Below are 23,957 nucleotides of genomic sequence, written 5' to 3' on the forward strand. Positions count from 1 at the left end.
TAAAAGTAAATTAAGCGCTTGTTTTTTAAATACCGTTGTTGATATCCTTTAGCATTGCATCCACTGTAATTTTAGCGCTCGTCAAGACGATAGGAACGCCTGCGCCCGGATGCACACTTGCCCTAGCAAAATATAAATTTTTGTAATCTCTACTTACATTAGGTGGTCTATAGTAATTACTTTGTGCTAATGTAGGCATTAAACCAAAGGCAGCCCCAAATTTCGCATTATAATCGCCTTCAAAATCTTTAGGCGTATAAATCATTTCAGTGACCACGTGTGCTTTTAAGTTTTCCAATGCTTTAATGGTAGAAAGTTTATTATAAATAATATCTTTCACATATGCGATTGTTGTCTCATCAGACCAATTTGCATCACTTGTTTTCAATTCTGGGACAGGCATAAGTACATAAACACCTGTCTGACCTTCTGGTGCTAATGACTTATCCTCCACGCTTGGCGCATATACATATATGGAAGGGTCAGCTGGTATTTCCCCGGAAAAGATTTCATTTATATTATTATCAAAATCCTTAGAAAATATAACATTATGTAACAAAATTTCTTCAGATAGATCTTTATCAACACCGATATACATTAAAAAGGCGGAACAAGAATAGTCCATGCCGTCAATTTTTTGTGTTGTGTATTTTGTAGATTGATGTTTTTCTTTAATCAAATTGGTTGCAGCATATGGAAAGTCGGCAGTACATAGTATTTTGTCATATTTCTTGATCTCTCCATTTACTTTTAGACCTTCCGCACGCTTAAAACGTGTATCAATGATAATTTCTTCAACACTCGCTTCTGTATGGATTCGAGTACTTAACTCCTCATTCAATGTTTGAAGTGCTTTGACGAAGCGATACATACCACCCTTAATAAAATGTACACCAAACATTAGCTCAATCATTGGGATAATAGAATATAAGGAAGGGCTCCGTTTAGGATCAATACCTATATACAATGTCTGGAATGCTAAGATTTTTTGTATTTTTTCATTATCAACATACTTTTCAATCAAGTTATCTGCTTTATCAAATGTTTTTAATTTCATTCCTTGATATAAAGTAAAAGGATTGTAAAAATCTGTAGGTTTTCTAAATGTTCGTTCTAAAAAGTGTTTCCGTGCAATTTCATACCTTTCGTATATGTCTGTTAAAAATGACATAAAGCCATGTGTTGAGCCAGGTTCAATTGCTTCGAGCATATCCCTTAATTGTGCAAGATCTGTAGGCACACGGATTTGGTCAGATTCGCTAAAATATACGTCATATATATGAGATAATTGTTTAATTTCCAAGTAGTCGTTCATATTTCTATGTGCATAATTAAAAACATCACGATAAATTTCAGGCATCATTACAATGGTTGGTCCCATATCAAACGTAAATCCGTCTTTCTTAATTTGGTTCATTCTGCCGCCTATCTGTTTATTTTTCTCATATATATCTACTTGGTGTCCGTTTGCTGCTAACCTTGAAGCTGCAGCTAAACCCGAAACACCGCCGCCTATAACTGCAATCTTCATATTGTTTCACTCCTATTGTATTTTGCAATAATATCTCTATAAATTTTTAGTTTTTTCACTTTACTTACATATACCTTTTTGTGTAACGTATAGCCTGACTTTCTCACTTCTTCAAGAATTTCAAGGTAGGCATAAGCCGCTAATTCAATAATGTAACGAACATCTTCATCAAAATGTACAACACCATTTAATGCTATGTTATACAGTTGCATTGCTTCATGGGCGTAACTTTCCCATAAGTCTATATAATCTTGTGTGATGCCCTCACTGTAGATAGCTTGAACATCGACCTTATATTGAGCTAATTTAGTTTCACTGAGATAAATTCTACCATTCTGGAAATCTTCGCCCACATCTCTTAAAATATTAGTTATTTGTAGTGCTTTACCTAAAGCAATAGCAGCGGCTTCAGCTTGTTTAGGGTTTGCTTCTCTTTGTGATGCTAAAATAGGTGTTAGACATTCACCAACAGTACCAGCCACGCCATAACAATAATGATATAAATCAGTATCTGTGCGCATCATTGTTAAATCAGAGTCTTCTTTTACATATTGAATCAAGGTCCGTAATGGTTTTTGCGGGATTGCGTAAGTATCCAAAGTGTCATTAAATGCGTTCATAATCGCCCCATCACTTTGATAACTTTGAGCATGATGACTATAAATACTTTCTAAATCATGCGCTATATCACCTAATCGTTCAAGGTCTTTATACTTATCTATACTGTCATCAATCATTCGACACACTGCATAAATGGCCCATATCGCTTTTTTTCTTTTAAGTTCTAAAAAATCAAAGGCATAAGAAAATGTCTTTGAATGTATCTTCATAATATTGTGACAGTGTTTATAATCTCTCTCTAATTGATTCACTTGTTGTCCTCCTCGAAAATACGTCGGCATCCCTTTCCGTTAATATAAAAATTAATCTATAAATCTATTTTTCGGCCTTTCCAGTGTATGCGTTTGAAAATGTTGATATCTAACCACGATTTAAAAAATATTCCTACAAAACATACCAAAAGCAATGGATGACAAATACTCGCAATAAAATTAAAATTGCCAGTTCTTCGAATAAATATGTGGAATTGCCACGCATACATAAGATATATAATGATAGCTAACATTATATATATGAAACCTAACTTGGTAGCAAATAAGATAGTCAAAGTAGATATAATGGATCCAAATAACCATAAAAATACTAAAGCAAGTGTAGAATTTTGGGTCGCTTTGGAACCAAGGGCAAAATGTTTACTCCAACCTTCTAATAGTGTTACGAACCCTTGCGGATACATTCTAAAATTAACTGCCCCTTGCCCTTCAAACAAATCAACAGGTAAATTAAAATCATGATATGCGTTACTTAAGGCAAAACCTTCGATCACTTTATCTTTTGCATTTAAATGACCACGTGTCAGTTTATAATCTTGCTTATTAGTTAAAATTAATGGCCCGAACGCACTTTGCTTATTATTCAAAGTCTCCGTTATTGAAAATTTGTTCATTCCTACAATAGTCATCAAATTAAATATTGCAGAGCCATTCTCATATATTTGTTTTATCTTATGGAAAGGTTGGATAGAAAGTAATCCTTTATCTCCTTGTAGATGATATTGGTTTACTATGCGCCATATGCTCGTTTCGCTTGTAAATTGAATATCAGCATCCACAAACATCAATAAATCATTTGTTGCATATCGGCTTCCTTCCCAACAAGCATGTGATTTACCTTTCCACGCCTTATCATTGTTAACCGTATATGCTTTTGCGCCGTAATGTACTGCAATGGCTTGCGTATTATCTGTCGAATCATCATCCATGACGATAACTTCTATACGCTCGTTCTTAGGTATACTGTTAAGCAATTTAGGCAAATTTGCCGCTTCATTTCTCGCAGGAACAATAACACTGACGGCTGTCTTATTTTCCTTTATTTTACTAGTAATCGTAGCGCGATACATGTACATACACTTTCCGCTTAACATGGAAGCTAAAGTGAATACTATCGCTATGATATAAGATATCATCTGTTATCAACTACTTTCTTCAGCGATAATAGCTTCTGCAACTTGCATACCGCTTAGCGTAACCATCGGCATTCCCGCTCCAGGATTTACAGAACCACCTACAAAATACAAATTTTTGAAGTATTGGCTTTTTTTCGGAAACTTAAACCCTTTATTCTTTTTCTTATTCGATACTACACCATAAATGGCACCTTTATTAGAACTATAAGTGTTTTCTATATCATGCGGCGTCCACACATCTTCATAGACGATATGTTGTCTTAAATTTTTCAAGCCCATAGACTCTAATTTATCAAGTATACGCTCACGAAATTGGAGATATGCCTGTTCACTCAATGGCTGCGCTTGAATATAAGGTATATGTGGTAAAATTTTTATATTTTCATATCCTGTAGGGGCCTGTGAGTCATCTGTTTTATTGGTATTGACTACATAAATTGTCGGATCTTGAGGCAAAACATATTGGTGAAAGACTTCATCAAAATTATTTTTCGAATGGTTAGAAAAGAAAAAGTTGTGATGTCGGAGTTCTGGATAACTTTTGTCTATACCTAGATGCATCACATAACCTGAACTCGCGGGTTCAAACTTACGTTCTAACTTATTTATTTTATTTTCATCAAAATTCAATAAATTTTTATAGACAGGAATCACTTCCATATTGGATATAATATAATCTGCATAGATGTTTTTGTTATTTGCTAAGGTTATTCCAGTAACTTTATTTTCGCTATTATAATTTATACGTTTTACATATGCATCAAAATGTATAACCACGCCTAATTCTCGTGCTAGTTGCTCCATCGCACCAGCTAATTTATGAATGCCCCCATCTACATACCATAATCCTTCAGCATGTTGCATTTGAGGCAGTAAACTCAACACAGCCGGAGCGTCATAAGATGATGAACCTACATACTTGATAAAGTACCCTAACATTTTTCTTAAATAAGGATTATCTACTCTTTTATCAATAGCTTGTTGCATGGTATGAAAGTAATCAAATTTTTTCAATGCAGTCAATGGCCCATGATAACGAATTATTTCAGAAATCGTGTCTAAACCTTTATCAAAATAACTCTTTTCAGCCGTTTCATGAATCTGTTTCGCATAGTTAAAAAACGCAGTAAGCTGCTGTATATCCTTATCTGTGACTGTCTTATTATTTATCAATGTATCTTGCATAGATTCATATAAATCTATCATTTCACCATCAGGATAGACGTTTCTTATCTGCAAATCTAATTTACGAATGTTCACATAATCTGCTAGCCTTTTACCACATTGCTGGAATAAACGTTGAAATATTTTAGGCATAGTTAAAATAGAAGGGCCAAGATCAAAACCAAAATCTTCCGTCTCTAATCTATTCACTTTTCCACCAATGTGATTATTTTGCTCATATAAATCCACATGATAGCCTGCTTGAACCATTCGAATTGCACTAGCGATGCCGCCTAGCCCGCCTCCAATAACAATAACTTGCTTATTTACCATTTAATCTCCCTTTCTTTTTAACTTTCTCAAATAAATACGTTCCAATTTAGGGCGATTATAGCGTTGCACTATGATGCAAGGTACATTAGCTATAACGACATATACTAGATTTATCAGTTTTACGCTGCTTGATGACTTTGCAAATACAATAACAGGCACTATAGACAGCAAGTGGACAGACTCCGCACGTCTCGTTTCTAATATAAATTGGCGTACTCCGTCCGCATGACTCGATTTATCAAAGTTTGATTTACTGATAATAGTCGAATTTATACGTTGGCCATCCGGCAAATGATTTTTCCAATATTGGACTTTAACGACTTTTTGCCACAATTGGCCTTCTTGTTCAATTGGCCAACTTTTAAAATATATATGCCCGTTTTCTAAACATTTACGGCTTATATATGTGCCAAGTTGAGCAATAATCATTTGAATAACAAACCAGTATAGCGCATTATATATTATCTTTTTCATCAATTTAGTGCTCAGTTTTTCCTGTATAGTTTGGGTTCTCTTTATTTAAAAACCAGTTACCTGCTGTTAAATACGTCGCAAATGCGCTCCAAAGCACGTATGGCACAAGCAATATGCCAGCAACTTTCTTCACATTGAAAAATTTTACAGTTGTAGTTACTACTGCACCAAGCAATACAACACTCTCTACTAATGCACTAAAGCGCAACTTATATTTAAAGTACAAGATAGACCATAAGTAATTAAGTCCTAATTGCGTATAGTAAATGCCTTTTAAAGTCTTACGCTCTGATTGATTAGTCACTAGTACATAAGCGACACCCATCGTTGTATAAAGTATTGGCCACACGATAGGAAAGACATAGCCGGGTGGTGAAAAAGGCGGTTTGACATTTTTTTTATAGTCTTTACGTGCATTTTTCACTGCAAATTTGCCCATGAACTTACCACCGAAAATCGGCGTTATAACTTTAGTGGTTGATTTGATAATATCGATTGCTGTCATTGTTCATCCCTCTTTTTTTATAAGTGAATATCTTTATATATAACGGCTATAGTTCGGCGTTAGACATATTATTTTTTTTAGCTAAATATTTTTTTAATCCGTATAGTTTTAATACAATCACACCTACAATAACGACTGGTAAAATAATTTTTTTCATATTTACACTTCCTTTTCTAGTACTTTTTTTAGTTTCTAACTTGAATTTGAAAAGATTCATTACGCTTTTATGCACTTTAGCTTGTGTATACTTATAAACCCACCAAGGCAGCGTCGGCTCATATTCTTGTAACGCTATCATACATTCATTGCTATAAGGCAACCTTCTAAATTCTAATCTTGCGTTGCCACCATTTGAATCTAGCGCAAAATCTCCACCGACAATGCGATACAAAATGCTATCCTCATTAGATGCTACGCTATCTTTCCTTAGTAAAAGTAAATCTTTACCCAAACATGGTATTGTTATTGAGAAGTCGTTTTCATTAAAATCACTATTAACGACATTTAATGTGATTTTGTTTAAGAAATCAGCATACAATGCCGTCACTTGACTCATAGTCATATCTTTAGGCAAGGTTACTCTTGAAATTGCTCGAACATCTTTAATCGCACGCTTGCTTGATTTTTTACGCTTCTTCTGTACAGTGTTTTCTTCCGCTAAAGCGTTACGTACGCTCGTTTTATAATCGATTTTTCCAATAGAGACACCTTCGACGGTATTTTCTTCGTTTCTTACCATATCGTGAATCAAACTATCCATAAGCGGATAAACCATTTCTTTCGGCACCCCAGAAATTAATTTCACCCAATACTTACTTAACCAAATTGGAATAATAGGTAAGTCTAAAGTAGGTAAACGTTTATCTAATACTTCAGCCGTTTGTTTGAATAAGTCTTTATATGTCATATGATTTGGTCCACCAATATCAATTGATTCATTGGCTTGTGGATGACGCGCTACGATTTTATAAAGGCCATTAATCACATCTTCAATAGCCACTGGTAATGTTGTGTTATACGCCCATTGCGGCAATAGTAACCCAGGTAGACGTTCTACTAATTTTTTTAATATTGGGTAAGAACTACCTTTAGAGCCTATAATCAAACCCGCTCTTAAAGTACTGACTGGTACGCCATACGCCCCTAAAATACGCTCACACTCTAGGCGACTTCTTAAATGTGGCGATAATTCATTTGTCTCAGGAATTAAACCACTCATAAACACAATGTGCTTAACTTGATTAACACTAGCTGCTTTTGCAAAATTATCTGCTAACAACGCATCCATATCTTCAAAACTTGCTTGCGTTAATTTAGCTGAAGGCATCATAGAATGGACTAAATATATAGCGATATCCACGTCTTTCATTACTTCTGTTATCTCATTTAAATCAAATAAGTCGGCAGACTTCCAAGTTACATTTTGTTCGTTCGTTTTATGCTCTATATGTCTAGAAATAGCGATAATTTCATAATTTTCTTTCAATTTTTTCATTAAATGGCCACCAATATAACCCGAAGCGCCCGTTAACAGAATTTTTTTCATATATTTAGCCTCCGATTAAAAAAGACGAGCAGGGAAACTTTACTTCAGCTCATCTTTTACATAATAAGCTCACTTGCTCATTATTAAATAAATTTAGTATACATCATAAACACATCGTGTTTATTGGGTTTATTTTACCCTTTTACAACAAAATTAATCGTTTGAGATTAAATTAAGCACAATTCGACGACTTCAAAACGTCCTCACTCATTGTCTTCTATGACTTTTTCATTCTTACCACGACAATAATAGCAGTTATAAATAATAATAAACTTGCAGTGATTAATGTAACATCTAAACTTAAATAATAGTTGTTATTTTCTATATAGATACCATAAAAAGGCCATATCAATACCAGCGGGTATAGCCAATCTTTAAAAGATATTGCTATAAAGATACCAATGATCGTTGCTAATATCAACGCAATCATTGTCCAACTTAACTCATCTAAACCAAATATTGTTTGAATATGATTATTTAGCGCTAAAGAAAAAATATTAACAATTGTGGCAACCGTCGTCCAACCAAAGTAAATTGAAAATGGCAAACGGTTATACCCTCGATAGTCAGATAATATCACATACATTCGAGCAATATTATAAAGTAACGCTAAGATAACGATTACTGATACTAAGAACCATTGTTGTGTATAAACAATAATCCAAGCACTGTTTAACAGGAAGTTAATGATAGGAAGATACTTCAATCGACTTACGATTTTTTTATTATGCGAACGTATCATCAATAACTTGATTAGCCATGCTAAAATAAGCACATAAATTAAGCCCCAAATTGCAAACGCAAAACCAGCAGGTTGAATCATTGCTTGTTTGTCTTCGGCGATATTTCCGATATTGCTACCACTTAAATAATTAATTGCAATCATAATTAAAAATGCAATAACATATAAAAGCACCCATTTTCTTTGCCTTGTCATTATAAAGCCCCCTACATTGCACCTATTATAATCGTCCTTATATCATTATTTCTTATTTTATAATCACTATTTTTAGATGCGCATTGCGTTATCACTTGCTCATTATAAACAATGAAAAAGTGCGTAAAATACCACTTTATACTTTTCCCTAATTCCAAAAATTCATTCTTAAATAACATAGATAACACACTTTTTCTCTATACGCTTTTAAATACTATATTGCTTCACTTATTTTGGCCCAAAACATATCGCAAATAAGGTAACAATTACTTTCACTGAATTTGACGCTTTTTTATAAAAAACACTTCCATTTAAAATCCAAGATAATTTGGATTCAATGAAAGTGTGCATGGTTCACTCTATTTTTTGGAAGTAACTTAAATCACTGGCTGGGCTTAACAAAGCGCCCGAACATTAGCTTATCGGAATAAAAAGACCTTATACTAAGTTTTTAAAGAAGGTAACAATGCGTTTTCTTCAACATCATACAAATAGCAGGTAGCATAACAAACATTCGTCTATTTCTTTTTATTATCATCATAAAATTTTCTATATGATTTTTTAAAAGAGTTGCTGTCACCTGTCACGATCAACTCACACTAAATTGATATGTTAATTACATATTCAAATTTAGTTGGCAATCTTTATTTTAAAGTTCTTAATTAAACTAGAATCTTTTAGATAAGTCACATCGTAAAACATCGCCATGCAATAAATAAAATAAATAAGTGTGGTTGCCTCTACTTGATCCAATACATACTGTTCTTTTAGCTTTTTAAATAATTCCTTTTCTGACGGTTCACAAACCTTTTTAAAGTAACCCCATACATGAGAAAATGCGTTAACGACAGACCCTTTACTAGGTTCAATCAATAAAGCACTATGAATCATGTCTCTCACTTCATAGTATTCATATTTATCTTTCATCATTTTTCTGATACGGTTATAGCTGTTTTGATCATGCCACATAACTTCGTACTTGTACTTTTTCCATAACATCTCAATGTCATATCTATGCTTGATACTTATCACTCCTTTAACGATAGACTACAAGCTTTATAGAACCAAGTTGCTTTGGCTAATTTGAAATGTAGCAACCTAGTAATTAACCCATTTTATGTCTCTCTTTTACACGGGGGGAATTTTACAAATTAAATGGATTCCTCGCTATATCGACCTTTGTTATGATTGGTATTGCTTCAAGAGCGCTTGGTAAAAGTCGTTAAGTGCTTTATTGTCACTCACTTGGAACATTTCATTTGGTCTTAAGTTTGGATCTTTGCCATTATGATCTTTAGGTGCAAAACCAGAGGACAATGTAACATCTTCTGAGTGCGTAAACTCATATTCGTATACCTTGCCATTATCTGCAAATAAATATTTTGTGACAGGTTTGTTCGTATCCGCCACTTTATTATAACCTTCAATATTAGATAAAGTTTCTGCATCTTTATCTATACCCGTTGTTCCTTTATGGGATGTATAAGTTACCGCCCCTGTTACTGTATGCAAATCGAATGCTTTCGCCCCAGGTTTGTCTCTATTACTCACTTGAATTTCACCATCTTCGCTACCAGCGTACCAATCTCCATCAGACATACTACCATTACCAAAATAACGGTTTGAGACAGCTTTATGATTATCTTTTTCATGCTCATCAAGCCATGATAAGAGCTCTTTTTTAATCATTTTTTTATCTTTATCTGTAATAAGTTCTTTGGAAGATTGAGTTTTTTCAGTATGAGCGGCTTTCTCCTCCGATTGCTGCGTTGTTTGTTTGCTATTACTACAACTAGCTAAAACGAGACAGAACAATGTCATGAATGTGATGCATTTTACTATTTGTTTCACTATATATCAAACCTCAATTTCCCAAGAAATCAAACGACCTAAGCTAGGCTAATATCAGCTAACTTAGGCATTGATTTAATTATTTATTGTTTTTTTGAATACCAAATTCGTCTACTAATTCAATATTACGCTGTTCACCGTCGCTGATATCGCCATTTAATTGATAGATTTTAACTTTTAATGTATTACCTTCTACTTCATAAACTGAGAAGTTTTGCGAAGAAGAATCACGGTTATTTGAATGACTATCTTTAAATGCATCTGTTTCTTGAGGTTGTTTACCTACTTTAAATAGGCTGTTATAGTGTTCTAAATCTTTTTCAGTTAACCAACTCAATTCTGGTCTCACTTTTTTAATATGCTCTAATGAACGGTCATAAATACTGTCATACTCTTTTGTACCGCCTATATTTGGTAACACATACACTGAACCTTTTGGATTATTATAATAAGTTACGTTATCATCACCAACAAATTGCTTCGTATCTTCTTTTTTAGCATTAACGAAACTGTTTTTAGTTGAAGTATGTTCAAGTGGATGCGTACGAGATAATACATGATCATGGCCTTGTAACACTAAATCAACATCTAAATCATCTATTTCTTTTGTAAGTTCTTTTCTAATTTTCTTCACGTCTTCGTCTGATAAAGCGTGATAAGATTTAGAATACATTGGTTTGTGTAAATTTAACACAACCCAATTTGCCCCATTGTCACGTGCTTTTTTGATATCTTTCTTAATCCATTCCATCTGTTTTTTACCAATGGCTTTTTCATCTGGATTGTCTTTAGATTTTTTATTGTCATTGGTATTTGCAACAACCATGTGAGCACCATTATAATCAAATGAATAATAAGAGCCGCCATTAACCTCATCATTCTCTTTCGGCACGTTCACGTGTTCGTTGAACTTAGTTAATAATTTCTCATCCTCTTCGTTCAGCGCATATTCATCATGATTCCCTGCTGCAGCAACGACTGGCAATGACATGAATGAAGGTCTGGACTGCTCATATAAATCTTTCCATTCATCCTCAACTTCTGCTGTTTCTACAAAATCACCTGTGTGTAAAGCAAAGCTTGGATCTCCGGCAGTTTGAATTGCATTCATTAATGTATCAGCGCCAAATGTTGCTTCGTTTCTTACATGCTCATTCCAAAATGCGTTTTGTGTATCTGTATATTGTACGAAATTAAATGGGTCACCTTTTTTACCAGCCGTTTTAAATTGTCCTATCTGGCTCTTTCCCCCTTTTTCACTACCTACTTTATAATAGTATTTCGTATTCGGTTTTAAATCTTTTGCCTGCGCTTTGTATGTATATTCTGCTTCGCTTATTAAATTTGTTTTACCATGCTTATCACCACTCATCCATTCCGGTCCACCAGCATGTTTATCTGTATAATAACCGTTTACTTTTTCCTCACCATTTCTGTCTTTGATAGGTTCACCTTCATCATTTTTAGCAATGTCTTTAAAAATAATATGACCATGTTTATCTCTTTCAAGATATTTTGATTTCACTTTTTTAGGTTTCACATCAAATGTTTTTGCGTTTTTAAAGTTTTTTGACTCTGATACCCATACTTTTGAATCTTCAAATTTATCTGAGGTATACCAACTAAATCCCATTTCTGTCTGAGGGTTCCCATTTATATTTGTAATAACACGATTGGGTTTATTCTGTTTCTTTATATCTGCAACTTCAGGCTTTTTATCTAATAGTTTGATTTTATTATCATTTTCTTGTTGTGTTGTTGTAGTATTGTCTGCCGGTTTTCCAGCGCCACTAGCCTGTGCTGTTTGTGGGGTAATAATAAGACTAAATAATAAGACAAAACTCGTTGCAGCACGAAATGCAATCGATTGATGCTTTTTCATATGATATCCTCCTCTAAATATTTCTTTATGGTCTTGTCTCATCATTTTAGCAATACTCTTTTAACCCTATATTAAGTACGTATTTAATATGTAAATTTTACATTAAAGTTATATATTTATATGAACATAAAATTATTTTATATAACCAAAAATCAGAAGCGATTATTAAATAATAAGAAATAAAAATACGATTATAAAGCTAAACTACTATACATATATTTTAAAAAGATGGTTTTGCGAAAGAGGTAAATATATAGTTTATGAAAATAGGCTTAATTCATCACACGAAATCTTAAAAAACTAATAACAATCAAAAGGCTATATACAATATATCAAACTTTGTATATAGCCCTAATTTGATATATAAGTATTTTATATACCAAACGAATATTCAGTATTTTAAATTAATAAAACAATCATAAATTTATAATAGTCGAGATTTGATAGTAGTGATGAATAAAATTTCATATTGGTTAAAGCATTGATTCTGTGAATAAGTTAATTTATAGTAGCTCAATCTCTTATGTTGAAACTTTTCACTTGAATTTTAGCCAAATCGATACTTATTAGCGTATTATTTTCTTCTTGAACAAAATTGAATTCTGTTTTAAGGTAAGCCTTGCTATCAGAAAAATAATATTTAACCATATACTTATTTTTATGCTTAAAATATTCATAAGAATAATTAGGTGTAATAAAATGGAAGATTTTTGCTAAATAACTATTTTTTATATATTTATTAATGCTTTGGTAAGTGTCATTTGTATATAATTTTTTTCGAAGCGTTTCTAAATCTTTAGCACACAGTAAATTACAAAATCGTTGTACATCTCGTTGAATGATACTGGTTATAAAATCTTCAATACATTTTTCTATTTTCACGGTATCAACCCCTAAATATATCATTGTAATCTTTTAAACGTTAAATCAAAGTTGGAAATAAATATATCATTTTCTAATTTAAGACTTTAATATTTAGAGGAAATAATATATGCGGTACAAGAGGAATTAATTATTATTAGTTATATCTTTTATGAGCTACCTTAGCTAGCAATTAATCAACACTCTTTTTTTAAAATGCCTTAGTTAATGTGCTAATCATTAACTGAAAAAAGCTTAACATTTTTCAATACCATTTTTATACAAATTATTGTTATATGGTCTAAAAATTTTGTTATGGGGCAATAGACATCGGTCTGATTAATAATATTTAGTCCATTTCTAAGCAGTAATGTTTCAAATATTTATGGGTCATGTCACCGTTAGAAATCAAAACATCAGTGTCTCCAAACAACTTTCTTACTGTACATGTGTTAGAAATAATTAATTCAAATAAATATATAATAAGACGTAACAGATTTAACCCTGTTATCATATAGACTTTCTTCTAAAATACCTCCAAAAATTATAAAATAGACGGCGAGACCCTGGGAGTAATCTGATATAAATTTCTCTATATTAAATTTCTCACTTTTGATTTTAAAATCGTTTTGAAGTCCGTATTATTGGTATTTTATCTAATAATAAGTGTAGGAACTTCTGTATTTTTGGATATTTTATACGATGCATTTCCTAATGCATCTTTTGTTTTAAATTTAGTATTTCGGTTACTTAAAACTATTAAATCATAATCTTTTCTCTTTAATTCGTTGAGTACTTCTTTCTTAACGTTGCCACAAATATATTTTGTTTCGTAACGGAACCCACAAATTTCTAAATCTTCAAGAAAAGGTTTGAATTTCCTTTTTTCTTCCATAACGATTTTTTTAAAATGTTTATTTTGATAAGCGACAGATTTTTCAAGCAATTGCTGAGGGATGATAACGAGCACAGTTATTAAAGTATCCTCTTCTTTAGTGTCGTTACGCTTATTACTAATAAGGTTATTTAGTTCTTTTACGGCCGTTTCAAATTTTTCTTCGCAATCGTACGCTAATAGTATATTTTCATACATAATGACACAGACTCCTTTTTTCGCTTAAAGTAATCTTTTTACAGATCCCTCATACGAATCATATTATTTTTTAATTAATGGTTTTTATTTTACATATTACCTAGGACTAAGTCTTATAATTGATAGTCCTTTTCTATAGTTAGAAATTATATTTTGTTAAATTATTGAAATTTTAAATTCGCGTCGAGGGACAGTTTTTATGGCTTATCTTTTAATTAATCACTTTAAGCTACAAATTATAGACATCTTAGATTTCTATAATGTGGAGCCTTTATATATTCCAGTGGATTTTTAATTGGTTTGCTATTGGGAATTTATAAATCGTTGATAAAAGTTAATGTTTTATTAGGAAAGTTTGTTTACTTGAATAGTTCTATTTTTTAAAAATAAGAGTTTGAACTATCACGTGGAGCTTTATTATCAAAATGTGCGTTTTTTGCTAGTTTTTTTATATTAACTATTATGCGCATATGGAGTATCGATTAATTATTATATATTTTTAATCTTTTAAATTCGAACTGTATATATTTATTATAAAGAAGCATTGGAGTATTTCCTTACAATTAAATCTACTAAATTGTATGCCACCTTTGATTGTTATTAAACATCTAGGGTTCTTTACAAGTATTTTAGCTATCTTTACATAACCACTACTATATTTACGTGAAGCGTTACATATTTTTAAAAATTATAAAAAGTTATGGTTCAGCCTCAATAAATTATACATAAAGATATACTACATAAAATTGGTTAAATACTAATCATTTTGATTCACGTATTTACCATGCTTTGGCAAAATAATTTCATCTAAATGATTATTTAATTCATCTAGCTTTCTCTGTGCTTCATGATTTTTTAAAGGACGCCCATGTCCAGTAGTTATTATCTCGGGCTTTAATGCTAATAATTTACGAATTGAGTCTTTGACTTGTGCCCAATTGGTCGTAAAATATCTAGGGGGTCCATAAATAGCTTGTTTTTGTGTTAAAACATCCTTTAAATTATCTTGTTTAACTGTCGTTATTGCATCTCCTGCAACCAACAAACTATCCTCCGCTCTGTATAATGATATATGCCCTGGCGTGTGCCCAGGCGTATGCACCCATTTAAAATCTGGCATATAAGGGACACTAAAATCTTCTGGTAACGCTTTAATATATCCATCTAAATTAATTGCTTTATTCGGAAAAATTTTTGACATTTTTGAAATTAATCCACCATCTACTGTAGCATCTGGTGCCGGGTAATCTTTCGCTCCTGTTAAATAAGGCAATTCTTCTGGGTGTGCATAAACTGGCACATCCCAATATTTAATGAGTTCAATAATTGATCCAACATGATCAAAATGACCATGTGTTAAAATGATTGCTTTTGGTTTTGCATGACTTCCAAAACGTGCTTCTGCTTCGCGGATAATTTCTTTAGACTTTCCAGGCATACCCGTATCTATTAACACAAATGACTGAGAAGAAGGTTCGCCATAAAATACGATATTAACTATTTGCGTTGTATATTGGTATAAATCTGAGGCAATTTCTACGCCTTTTTTACTTTTAATAGATGAAACAGGCAGACTTTTATAATCTTTTCCATAGTACATTACGTTTTGCATATTTAACCGCTCCTTTGTCATTTATCTGTTTTCTCTTTGTTAGCGCCATTTAACATTCAAAAGGTTCAAAGTGTTTATAATATATTGCTTAGCTTTATGTTCCCCTTATTAAATTGATTTAATTTATTTAACGTCGTCGTCATATCAATTAATCCAAAACATTATTTAAGTTAACTATATCGGCGAAATATAAAATACAGTTTAAGAAATAAGCTGTTCTGTATAAATCAAAATAAGTTATTTTAAATATATTTTTAAAAAACATATTAGTCTTAATTTTGCCAATAATTCTTAAATTAAACACTTTAATCACTATAGATAGCAGCGTTTAATTTATAAATCAGTTACATATTTAGTTAATTGGCATACATATTATTTTATGAAGAAACGCATTGAATCATTTATAAAATAATTTCATTTAACCATCGTTTAAGTTCTTTTCAATGATTAAACGACCTATCAAACACAAAAAGCGAGTCAGAAATCTATGTCGCTACAAAGATTTCTGGCTCGCGCTCATATTAAATATCAATGAATGGGCTTGGTAATCGTATATATTATATCGTTACGGTACTATTCCATTACATCACTTTTTTCTGCTTTTTCAGTTGCTTTTCTCATCAATGGATCTGTAATCGGCTTAAAGATGACGCCAATTAATAAAAATCCTATACCAAATAATGAGAGTACGGTTAATTTTTCAGTTAAAATTTTAGGGACAGGTCCACCAACCGCTTCTCTTAATGCGTCTATTGCGTAAGAGAAAGGCAAATAAGGATGGATCGCTTGGAAGAACTCTGGTGTAACTTGAATAGGGAACGTTCCTCCACCACCTGCAATCTGTAGAACAAGGAAAATGATTGCAATTGCTTTCCCTGGGTTGCCTAACAATGATACTAAAGTATAAACAATTGAAACAAATACGATGGAAGAGAATACTGAGATGCCAATAAACCAACCAATTGATTCCACTTGCGCTTTCAGTATCACTATATCTCCAATAGATACGATAAGTGCTTGAATGATACCCAACAGATAGAACAATCCACTTTTACCTAAATATATTGCTCTTGTCGATAGATATGGCGCTAATGATTGGTGTTTATTATCTGTCGTTAATAAGCTCACCATTAGTAACGCACCTACCCATATGGCTAACGCTGTGTAGAATGGCGTACTCGCTGAACCATAGTCTTTCACAGGGAATATATCTTTTTGGTCTATATCGATTGGATTAGCAATCACGTTCGCTTGTTTTTTTAAATCGTTTTTCAATAAATCTACCATTTTATCTACTGCATCATCATCTTCGATCTCATCAAATAGATCATTCGCCTTAGCAAGATCTTTTTCAACGTCTGGTAATTGATTACGTGCGAAATCTGCTAAATTGTGTAAGCCTTCTTTAGCCCGTGGTTGATTCGCATCTAAAATATCTACTAATTGATCATAACGATTAAATAGTGTAGGTATTGTATTATTTACCGTCGCTGTTGTATCAGACAACTGCTGTTCTAAACCTGGCAAATCATTTTCGATAAATGACGCGGCGTTCGCAACACTTTGTTCAAATTGCGGGTAAGCATTTTGTGCAATTTCCATTGCATCCATATAACTTTGTTCAATAACTGGCAGTGCACTTTGAATCGTTTCTATTCTATCTTTGCCAGCAGTTAAAATACTTTCTCCAGAATTTATCACTTGATCTATCGTATTTAATTTCGATTGAACTGTTGATAGTCTCGTATCACCCTCGTTTAATACGGACATTATATCGTTAGATATGTTGAGCAATCTTTGGTTTAATTCGGTTTTAATATAGTGCCTTAAATCATCTAGGCTACTATTTACACGTGGTAGATCTTTAAGTAGTTCTACTGCTTCTGCTTTACCTGAACTTCCATTTGAAAGTGCGTCACTGAGTTGATTTTGGTTTTTAATTAAATTGTTAATCCTGTTATTTGCTGATTCTAATGTTTGAATTTCATCTGATAAATCCACGTTTTCTCTCTCTTCTAGCTCTGATAATATATCTATAAATTGCTGATTAGATTTGCTTGTGACTTCGAGCCTAGATTTAATATGATCTAACGTTTTTTGGAAATCTTTAGGTTTATCTGTAGATAAAATGCCATACGTAACATTTTTCAATGCTTCTATGTCTTCTTGGCTACTTTCAGCTTGTTTATCGGTGTAATTAGATAGCGATAATAGCGATTCTGATAAGGAAGATGTCATTGCACTGACATCTTTACTACTTACCGTTGTTTCATTCTGATCGTTTTCATTATTGTCGCTTTGATTGTTACTTATTTGCGAAGTTTTAATATTTGAATAACGATCTGATACCGTAGTACTTTGTTGCTCAGTTTGCATATTGTTTTGTAATCGATTATTAACATTTTGATTTGCATCTTGCGCATTATCAACGACTTCTTGATAGCTTTCAACACGTTGCTGAATCGCAGGTAAATAACCTTGTGCATCATTCAGCCCTTGTAAGCCTGCATCTACTCCAGCACTTGCAATGTCAACGCCACGATTTATTTTTGGAAAGGCTTCTGGCACATCGTTAGAGGCAACATTAAGCGCATTTTCAATATTTGGCATGTAATCATTTAATGCTAATATCAATTTGGCGCGCTCATTTAATGCAGGTATTGCAGCATTAACTTGATTTAACTTATCTGCCGCATCTATAACTTCGCCTTTATAGTCACCTAGTTCTCTAAATCGATCAGCGTAATCGTCAATTTGATCTTGGTTTTCATCTAAGTATATAAGCGTATCTGCAAAATCGTTAATTTTTGGCATAGCCTCATTAGCTTTAGAGACTGCGTCTTCAATTTTATTGATTGTTGGAATTTCTTCCTCAAGTTTCACACCTAGTCGGTTTGCTTCATCTAATAGCGCTTGTGTCACCGTTTCATTAAACTGTTCATTTGCTTTTTGGACAATAGCACTCGTACCAGCATCGGTCATTTTCGGTGCAATGGCATTAAGTTTTTGGTTTACTTTATATTCTACATCGGCTTGTTGCGGGTCTTTTCGAAGTGTGCCAGTAATTTGGTGTGTAAACTTATCTGGTATGTAAATGGCAGCATAGTACTCTCCCATCTTCAAATCATGATCAGCTTTTTTCCGGCTTACAAATTGCCAATCAAAGTTATCGTCTTTCTTTAAGGTATCGGTAATTTGATTACCCACATTCACCTTTTTATCTTTTACTGTATCTCCCTTATCCTCATTCACAACGGCAACTTTAATATTTTTAGTATTACCATATGGATCCCATGTCGCTTCCAAGTTAAACCAAGCATAAAATGAAGGAAGCAATGCTAAACCGCCTAAAATGACTAAAACACCAGGCGTCTTAGCAATCTTTTTTAAATCCATAAAAAATAATTTTATTGCGTTTTTCATTTATACACCTCTGAAACTGTATCTATTTATCTATTCTTATATTAATTCAAATTACTATTTGTTTATTACATATAAATTGATATACTGAATGCATTAATACAATTTATTCAATTTATGGTTGATAGGCGTCAACTAAATGCGAGACTGTTTCTAGTGTACCAAGACAAACGCTAGTTTGTACATAGTAAATAATATATTTTAGAAAAGAGGTATTTTCATGAAGCAACAAAAATTATTAGTCTGCTTGCTTTCAACTTCTTTACTTATTCCATCATTCCCTATCAACGATGTTAATGCCGAAACGTCAGAAAAAAGCACGACGGCTTCCCAATCAAATGATGCGCATAAGGATAAAGAGCAGGATAAGGAACAATCTAAACCATCTGAATCTGATCAATCGCATTCATCTCAAAACAGTCATACTGAAAAAGAGACATCTGATGACGCAAAAGATACGTCTAATGATGATGACAATGCGAAAGATAAATCTAATGATGATAAACAAAATAGTGAACAGAAACAAAATCGTACAAATAATGAAACACCTAACGACGGTACACGTAATGCCAGTCATAAAAACGATAGACATACATCTTCTGACAAAGTTACGCCCAATTCAACTGAAAATACATGGGACGTATCCGCATCTGATTACCGTTCAAATCTATTAGATATGTTTAAACCAGCGCCTTTGAAGCGTGATAATCACAGTTTATCTGAATTATTAGATCAATTATTTTCTAATAATGATACAATGCGATCAAGTTCCCCTATAGAACAAAACGATGCGCAAAATGAAGACAGCAATAACCAAACAACGTATCCTACGTCGATTGATCAAACAGATCCAGAAGATACAAATACGATAGATGCTAACGGTGATGACGATGGAAATGCAGATGATCCAGAAGAAAATAATGAGGATACATCACAAGAACAAGATAATACTAACAACAACGATATCGAAGATACAACGCATCAATCAGAAAACAATGATATGGATGATGGTAGTGACTCAAACAAACTGACAGATGCTAAAAACCAACAACACGACGATACTGAATTAGATTCACAACAAAAACAATCTCATGAGAATGCAAATCGTGACGATGATAATCTAAATGACCAGCAGAATGAAACACCTAAGCGCGATAATAACGTCAAAACGGGGGACCAATCAGATTCATCATCTGACGATAAAGTATTAGAAGCAATCTTAGATGAATACAGTGAGGATGCTAAAAATAATCAAAAACAGTATTACGCTCAAAAAGAAAGTGCATCGAATGAAGATGCTGACGATAAGAAAAGTAGCTCTGACAAACAAACATCAAACAACCAGGCCAATCCACAGTTACCTTCTAAATCACAATTAGCAAAAAAGGAAAAACCAACTCAATCATTTGAGCACGACATCAATCAATCTGATATACGATCTACTGCCGTTTTCCAACAATGGCCAAATTTATCAGACGATGATAATGCTGCAAACAACATAACCATAACTGAAAATAAAAACACACGTGATTTCATTAAAAACATCGCACAAGATGCACATGACATCGGGCAAAATGAAGACATTTACGCGTCTGTGATGATAGCTCAAGCCATATTAGAGTCAGATTCAGGCATGAGTATGCTTGCGCGTTCACCTCATTTTAATTTGTTTGGTATCAAAGGTACTTACGAAGGTAAGTCAGCTAAGTTCAACACACTTGAAGATAATGGAAACAATACATTCCAAATCTCAGCAAACTTCCGTAGTTATCCAAGTGAAAAAGAATCATTAGAAGATTATGCTACATTAATTAAACAAGGCATCGATGGTAATCAAAATATTTACAAACCGACGTGGAAAAGTGAAGCGCATAGCTACCGTTCAGCGACTGCCCATTTAGCTACCACATACGCGACTGATTCACAATACGCAGACAAATTGAACAGTATTATCAAACACTATGACTTAACACAGTTAGATCATAAACAAATGCCGAATTTAGATGATTATAAAGTGAATAACGACAATGATGATTCAGATTTCAAACCATTTTCAGAAACTACAAATGATACGCCTTACCCCCACGGTCAGTGCACGTGGTATGTTTACAATCGTATGGCACAGTTCGACCAATTTGTGAGTGGAGACTTAGGTGATGCAAGAAATTGGAATAATCGCGCCGAGAGAAAAGGTTATACGGTGGCTTCAACGCCAAAAGCACACACCGCCGTTGTATTTGAGGCAGGCCAACAGGGTGCAGATGCGATGTACGGTCATGTAGCCTTTGTAGAAAAAGTTAATGATGATGGTTCTATCATTATTTCAGAGTCCAACGTTAAAGGGCTCGGTGTCGTTTCTTATAGAACTATCGATGCAGATGATGCAAAGGAATTAAGTTATATTACAGGTAAAAACAATTAATTTAAAATGGCTTTTTCCGCCAAAATAAATATGCGCCATTCAAAAGTTTCACTTACAAGTGTTCACTTTGAATGGCGCATTTCACTTATATTATAGTGAACGGTCTGGCCCACGTTCCATATATTTATAATTTACGATTCTTTTGATTTTTTACGCTTAGCAAACCATATGAGTCCGCCACCTACAACTAGCAATACAACGCCAAATGGGATGGTTGATTTTTTAGCTACGGTGCCTGCATCAGGTAAAGAGAAATTACCCTCATCATCGAACAAACCACTTAAAAAACCTTCTGATCCACCCAGAGACAAAGCGCGGCCAGGTGAAGGGTTAGGTATATCTCGGACGCCATCTAATATATTGTGGCCACTGAGTAAACCGCTTAATAAACTTGGCGTTTCAAAGCGTTGTACATCGTTACCTAATGTCGGTATTTCTATATCTTTGTCTAACAAGCTGCCACTCAATGTATTCGAAAGATTTGGTGTATGTTTTAATGGTTCGAATATACCATGTATATTCTCTTTAAATTGACTTATATCTTTATCTACCTTTAATAAATCATTCAACTGCTGATCAACGCCAGATTTCATTAAGTCAACTAAGTTATGCTTAGCGTCTTCTTTTTTAGCAATAACATCAGCAAGCGCTTTAGCTTTCGCATCATTTAATTGAGTAGCCAACATCGTTTCTAAAGCTTTACGTTTATTTTGAGATTGGTCTAATATCTGTTCTAAAATATCATCACTTGTAACATTGTCGCCGAAATAATGTTTCATTAATGCTACAATTTGATCATTAGTGGGATTGTCATGCATGATTTTTTCAGCGATTTCGGATGCATCCGTATGGTCTAATTGTGTTGATAATATGGTTTTAATTAACGCTTCTTTATCAGTTGTTTCATTAAACATAGATTGTAAAATATCATCACTCGTAGTCGTAGATAAGTCATCTAACTGACTAATCACTTGACTTGCAATTTGTTGGTCTGTTTTACCATCTGTATCTATGCGTTCCAATATAGATTGGGCACGTTTTTCGTCAAATGTATCGTTAACAATATTCTTAACAGCTTGTTCTTTATTATCTACAGATTTTAAATGATTCAATACAATATCATCTTGTTCTTTTAAACTTTGCTCTGTTTGCTTTATTTCTGCCTTCAATTTCTCTTTATTTTCAGCCGATATTGAATCTCGCTCAGAAAGCTTAGATTCTAATGTTTGTAGATTCGCAGCTTTATTTTCGACATAATCATCTAAATGATCTTTTGCTTGGGAATGGCTTGTCATCACTTTATCAATATCTTTTTTAATTGCCTCTAATTGTGGCGTTGGGTTATGCTCAGCATAAGACGTATTTTTTAATACACCACTGTTTGGGTCGTTCCCTTCAACAGTGTTGTTATCCTTTTCTGAGATTGTAGTTGGATTGCCTTCCTCTTCACTATCTTTGGCCTCCTGTGATACTTTAGGGCGGTTGTTTAGTTTACCCCCGTCAACTTTATTAGACAAGGTAACCACATCATCAACCAATTGGTCTATGTTTTGTTTTGTATCTTTGCTAGGTGTACGCACATCAGACGTTTGCGCTTGACTATTATCTTGGTTTATTAGGGCTTTATTGTCTGTTGGTTCACTATGAGTAAAATTTTCTTTATTAGCAATTGGTTGTTTTCGGTCATCTAGCGCATACTCGACATTTTCCTTGCCTTCAGATGACGTATGTTTATTTTCCTCTTCTATAGTAGCATCATCTTGTCCTTCGTCTTTAGCAGATGCTTTATTTTCTTTATGTTCTTTGATGGTTTCATTGTTATCATTTTTGACTTTTTTCAATATTTCTTTAACTTCTTCTATACTTTTAGCATCCGTCATGTCTTGAATAGCAGCTTGCTTTTGACTGCCTTTAATATGCTTTAATTTTTCAATTTTTTCTTTACCTGCTTGAATGTGTTTTTCTAATGATTGTGCGTTATCCAAATGTGTTTCAATGTTCAAATCAGTCTTATCTTTTGCCTCTGCTGATGATACTGGGGTCAAACCATATCCAATTAAAGTAGTACTCATAATAAGTGCGATACTGGATAATTTAAATTGATGATTTAATCTGGCTTTATTATTTAAATGATGATTGCTTATCTGTTTCATTAAATTCACCTTTTCCCTAGTTATTCTCCCCCATTATATCGGTTATATCATTTTATTCAAAGGCCAATATCATCTTGATTGGTTTTATTAATAAAATCACTTTCCAAAAACCATTATTTGTTAATATTCCCGTTTAATAATTAT

General features: G+C 33.2%; 17 protein-coding genes. 1 reads left to right on the forward strand and 16 read right to left on the reverse strand.

Features of this window, described 5'->3' with window-relative positions:
• Nucleotides 1–25 precede the first annotated feature (25 nt).
• From KA894_RS10895 to KA894_RS10965, 15 genes are all read right to left on the reverse strand, one after another.
• Nucleotides 26–1,531 carry a phytoene desaturase family protein gene (locus KA894_RS10895; protein WP_210133963.1) on the reverse strand — a complete coding sequence of 502 codons (1,506 nt, stop codon included), beginning with the start codon at nucleotides 1,529–1,531 and terminating at the stop codon, nucleotides 26–28.
• On the reverse strand, nucleotides 1,528–2,403 hold the full coding sequence (locus tag KA894_RS10900; protein WP_107644024.1) for a phytoene/squalene synthase family protein: 876 nt from the start codon (nucleotides 2,401–2,403) through the stop codon (nucleotides 1,528–1,530). Before KA894_RS10900 ends, KA894_RS10895 begins: the two co-directional genes overlap by 4 nt.
• Nucleotides 2,404–2,459: 56 nt before the next feature.
• Nucleotides 2,460–3,500, reverse strand: coding sequence for a glycosyltransferase family 2 protein (locus tag KA894_RS10905; RefSeq protein WP_245337211.1), 1,041 nt, complete (start codon nucleotides 3,498–3,500; stop codon nucleotides 2,460–2,462).
• 66 nt (nucleotides 3,501–3,566) lie between these two features.
• The gene (locus tag KA894_RS10910; RefSeq protein WP_119487964.1) at nucleotides 3,567–5,057 is read right to left on the reverse strand and encodes a phytoene desaturase family protein; all 1,491 of its coding nucleotides are present in this window, start codon (nucleotides 5,055–5,057) and stop codon (nucleotides 3,567–3,569) included.
• Complete coding sequence (locus KA894_RS10915) at nucleotides 5,058–5,531, reverse strand: glycosyl-4,4'-diaponeurosporenoate acyltransferase CrtO family protein (protein WP_119487963.1); 474 nt, start codon at nucleotides 5,529–5,531, stop codon at nucleotides 5,058–5,060.
• 4 nt (nucleotides 5,532–5,535) lie between these two features.
• On the reverse strand, nucleotides 5,536–6,036 hold the full coding sequence (locus tag KA894_RS10920) for a TspO/MBR family protein (RefSeq protein WP_096808095.1): 501 nt from the start codon (nucleotides 6,034–6,036) through the stop codon (nucleotides 5,536–5,538).
• A gap of 46 nt (nucleotides 6,037–6,082) precedes the next feature.
• Nucleotides 6,083–7,582 carry an NAD(P)H-binding protein gene (locus KA894_RS10925; RefSeq protein ID WP_096808094.1) on the reverse strand — a complete coding sequence of 500 codons (1,500 nt, stop codon included), beginning with the start codon at nucleotides 7,580–7,582 and terminating at the stop codon, nucleotides 6,083–6,085.
• 217 nt (nucleotides 7,583–7,799) lie between these two features.
• Nucleotides 7,800–8,519: a TspO/MBR family protein gene (locus tag KA894_RS10930; RefSeq protein ID WP_096808093.1), complete on the reverse strand. Its 720-nt coding sequence runs from the start codon at nucleotides 8,517–8,519 to the stop codon at nucleotides 7,800–7,802.
• 630 nt (nucleotides 8,520–9,149) lie between these two features.
• Complete coding sequence (locus KA894_RS10935; protein ID WP_229719071.1) at nucleotides 9,150–9,518, reverse strand: DUF1722 domain-containing protein; 369 nt, start codon at nucleotides 9,516–9,518, stop codon at nucleotides 9,150–9,152.
• Nucleotides 9,519–9,701: 183 nt separating this feature from the next.
• Nucleotides 9,702–10,370: a hypothetical protein gene (locus KA894_RS10940; protein WP_119487962.1), complete on the reverse strand. Its 669-nt coding sequence runs from the start codon at nucleotides 10,368–10,370 to the stop codon at nucleotides 9,702–9,704.
• Between the two features lie 79 nt (nucleotides 10,371–10,449).
• Nucleotides 10,450–12,252, reverse strand: coding sequence for a purple acid phosphatase family protein (locus KA894_RS10945; protein ID WP_210133965.1), 1,803 nt, complete (start codon nucleotides 12,250–12,252; stop codon nucleotides 10,450–10,452).
• Nucleotides 12,253–12,765: 513 nt separating this feature from the next.
• Complete coding sequence (locus tag KA894_RS10950) at nucleotides 12,766–13,134, reverse strand: hypothetical protein (protein ID WP_103373619.1); 369 nt, start codon at nucleotides 13,132–13,134, stop codon at nucleotides 12,766–12,768.
• Nucleotides 13,135–13,765: 631 nt separating this feature from the next.
• Nucleotides 13,766–14,206 (reverse strand): universal stress protein, encoded by a 441-nt coding sequence (locus KA894_RS10955; RefSeq protein ID WP_182478037.1) that lies wholly within the window; start codon nucleotides 14,204–14,206, stop codon nucleotides 13,766–13,768.
• A gap of 757 nt (nucleotides 14,207–14,963) precedes the next feature.
• Nucleotides 14,964–15,818: an MBL fold metallo-hydrolase gene (locus KA894_RS10960; RefSeq protein ID WP_103373711.1), complete on the reverse strand. Its 855-nt coding sequence runs from the start codon at nucleotides 15,816–15,818 to the stop codon at nucleotides 14,964–14,966.
• Nucleotides 15,819–16,391: 573 nt separating this feature from the next.
• Entirely contained in the window at nucleotides 16,392–19,241 is a 2,850-nt protein-coding gene (locus tag KA894_RS10965) for a YhgE/Pip domain-containing protein (RefSeq protein WP_096808087.1), read from the reverse strand.
• A gap of 217 nt (nucleotides 19,242–19,458) precedes the next feature.
• On the opposite strand from KA894_RS10965, the gene KA894_RS10970 reads away from it, so the two are divergent.
• A complete protein-coding gene (locus KA894_RS10970) occupies nucleotides 19,459–21,660 on the forward strand; it encodes an amidase domain-containing protein (RefSeq protein ID WP_119488164.1) in 2,202 nt (733 codons plus the stop codon).
• Nucleotides 21,661–21,791: 131 nt separating this feature from the next.
• Here the strand turns inward: KA894_RS10970 and KA894_RS10975 are convergent, their stop codons facing one another.
• On the reverse strand, nucleotides 21,792–23,813 hold the full coding sequence (locus KA894_RS10975; protein ID WP_119488165.1) for a hypothetical protein: 2,022 nt from the start codon (nucleotides 23,811–23,813) through the stop codon (nucleotides 21,792–21,794).
• Nucleotides 23,814–23,957 lie beyond the last annotated feature (144 nt).

The organism is Staphylococcus sp. GDY8P131P (assembly GCF_017891975.1).
Lineage (GTDB): Bacteria > Bacillota > Bacilli > Staphylococcales > Staphylococcaceae > Staphylococcus > Staphylococcus nepalensis.

What these genes read in the sequence shown, in the direction of transcription:
- KA894_RS10895 (WP_210133963.1), bottom strand. Translation starts at nt 1,531, where the DNA reads ATGAAGATTGCAGTTATAGGCGGCGGTGTTTCGGGTTTAGCTGCAGCT.
- KA894_RS10905 (WP_245337211.1), bottom strand. Translation starts at nt 3,500, where the DNA reads ATGTACATGTATCGCGCTACGATTACTAGTAAAATAAAGGAAAATAAG.
- KA894_RS10910 (WP_119487964.1), bottom strand. Translation starts at nt 5,057, where the DNA reads ATGGTAAATAAGCAAGTTATTGTTATTGGAGGCGGGCTAGGCGGCATC.
- KA894_RS10915 (WP_119487963.1), bottom strand. Translation starts at nt 5,531, where the DNA reads ATGAAAAAGATAATATATAATGCGCTATACTGGTTTGTTATTCAAATG.
- KA894_RS10920 (WP_096808095.1), bottom strand. Translation starts at nt 6,036, where the DNA reads ATGACAGCAATCGATATTATCAAATCAACCACTAAAGTTATAACGCCG.
- KA894_RS10925 (WP_096808094.1), bottom strand. Translation starts at nt 7,582, where the DNA reads ATGAAAAAAATTCTGTTAACGGGCGCTTCGGGTTATATTGGTGGCCAT.
- KA894_RS10930 (WP_096808093.1), bottom strand. Translation starts at nt 8,519, where the DNA reads ATGACAAGGCAAAGAAAATGGGTGCTTTTATATGTTATTGCATTTTTA.
- KA894_RS10935 (WP_229719071.1), bottom strand. Translation starts at nt 9,518, where the DNA reads ATGTTATGGAAAAAGTACAAGTACGAAGTTATGTGGCATGATCAAAAC.
- KA894_RS10945 (WP_210133965.1), bottom strand. Translation starts at nt 12,252, where the DNA reads ATGAAAAAGCATCAATCGATTGCATTTCGTGCTGCAACGAGTTTTGTC.
- KA894_RS10955 (WP_182478037.1), bottom strand. Translation starts at nt 14,206, where the DNA reads ATGTATGAAAATATACTATTAGCGTACGATTGCGAAGAAAAATTTGAA.
- KA894_RS10960 (WP_103373711.1), bottom strand. Translation starts at nt 15,818, where the DNA reads ATGCAAAACGTAATGTACTATGGAAAAGATTATAAAAGTCTGCCTGTT.
- KA894_RS10965 (WP_096808087.1), bottom strand. Translation starts at nt 19,241, where the DNA reads ATGAAAAACGCAATAAAATTATTTTTTATGGATTTAAAAAAGATTGCT.
- KA894_RS10970 (WP_119488164.1), top strand. Translation starts at nt 19,459, where the DNA reads ATGAAGCAACAAAAATTATTAGTCTGCTTGCTTTCAACTTCTTTACTT.
- KA894_RS10975 (WP_119488165.1), bottom strand. Translation starts at nt 23,813, where the DNA reads ATGAAACAGATAAGCAATCATCATTTAAATAATAAAGCCAGATTAAAT.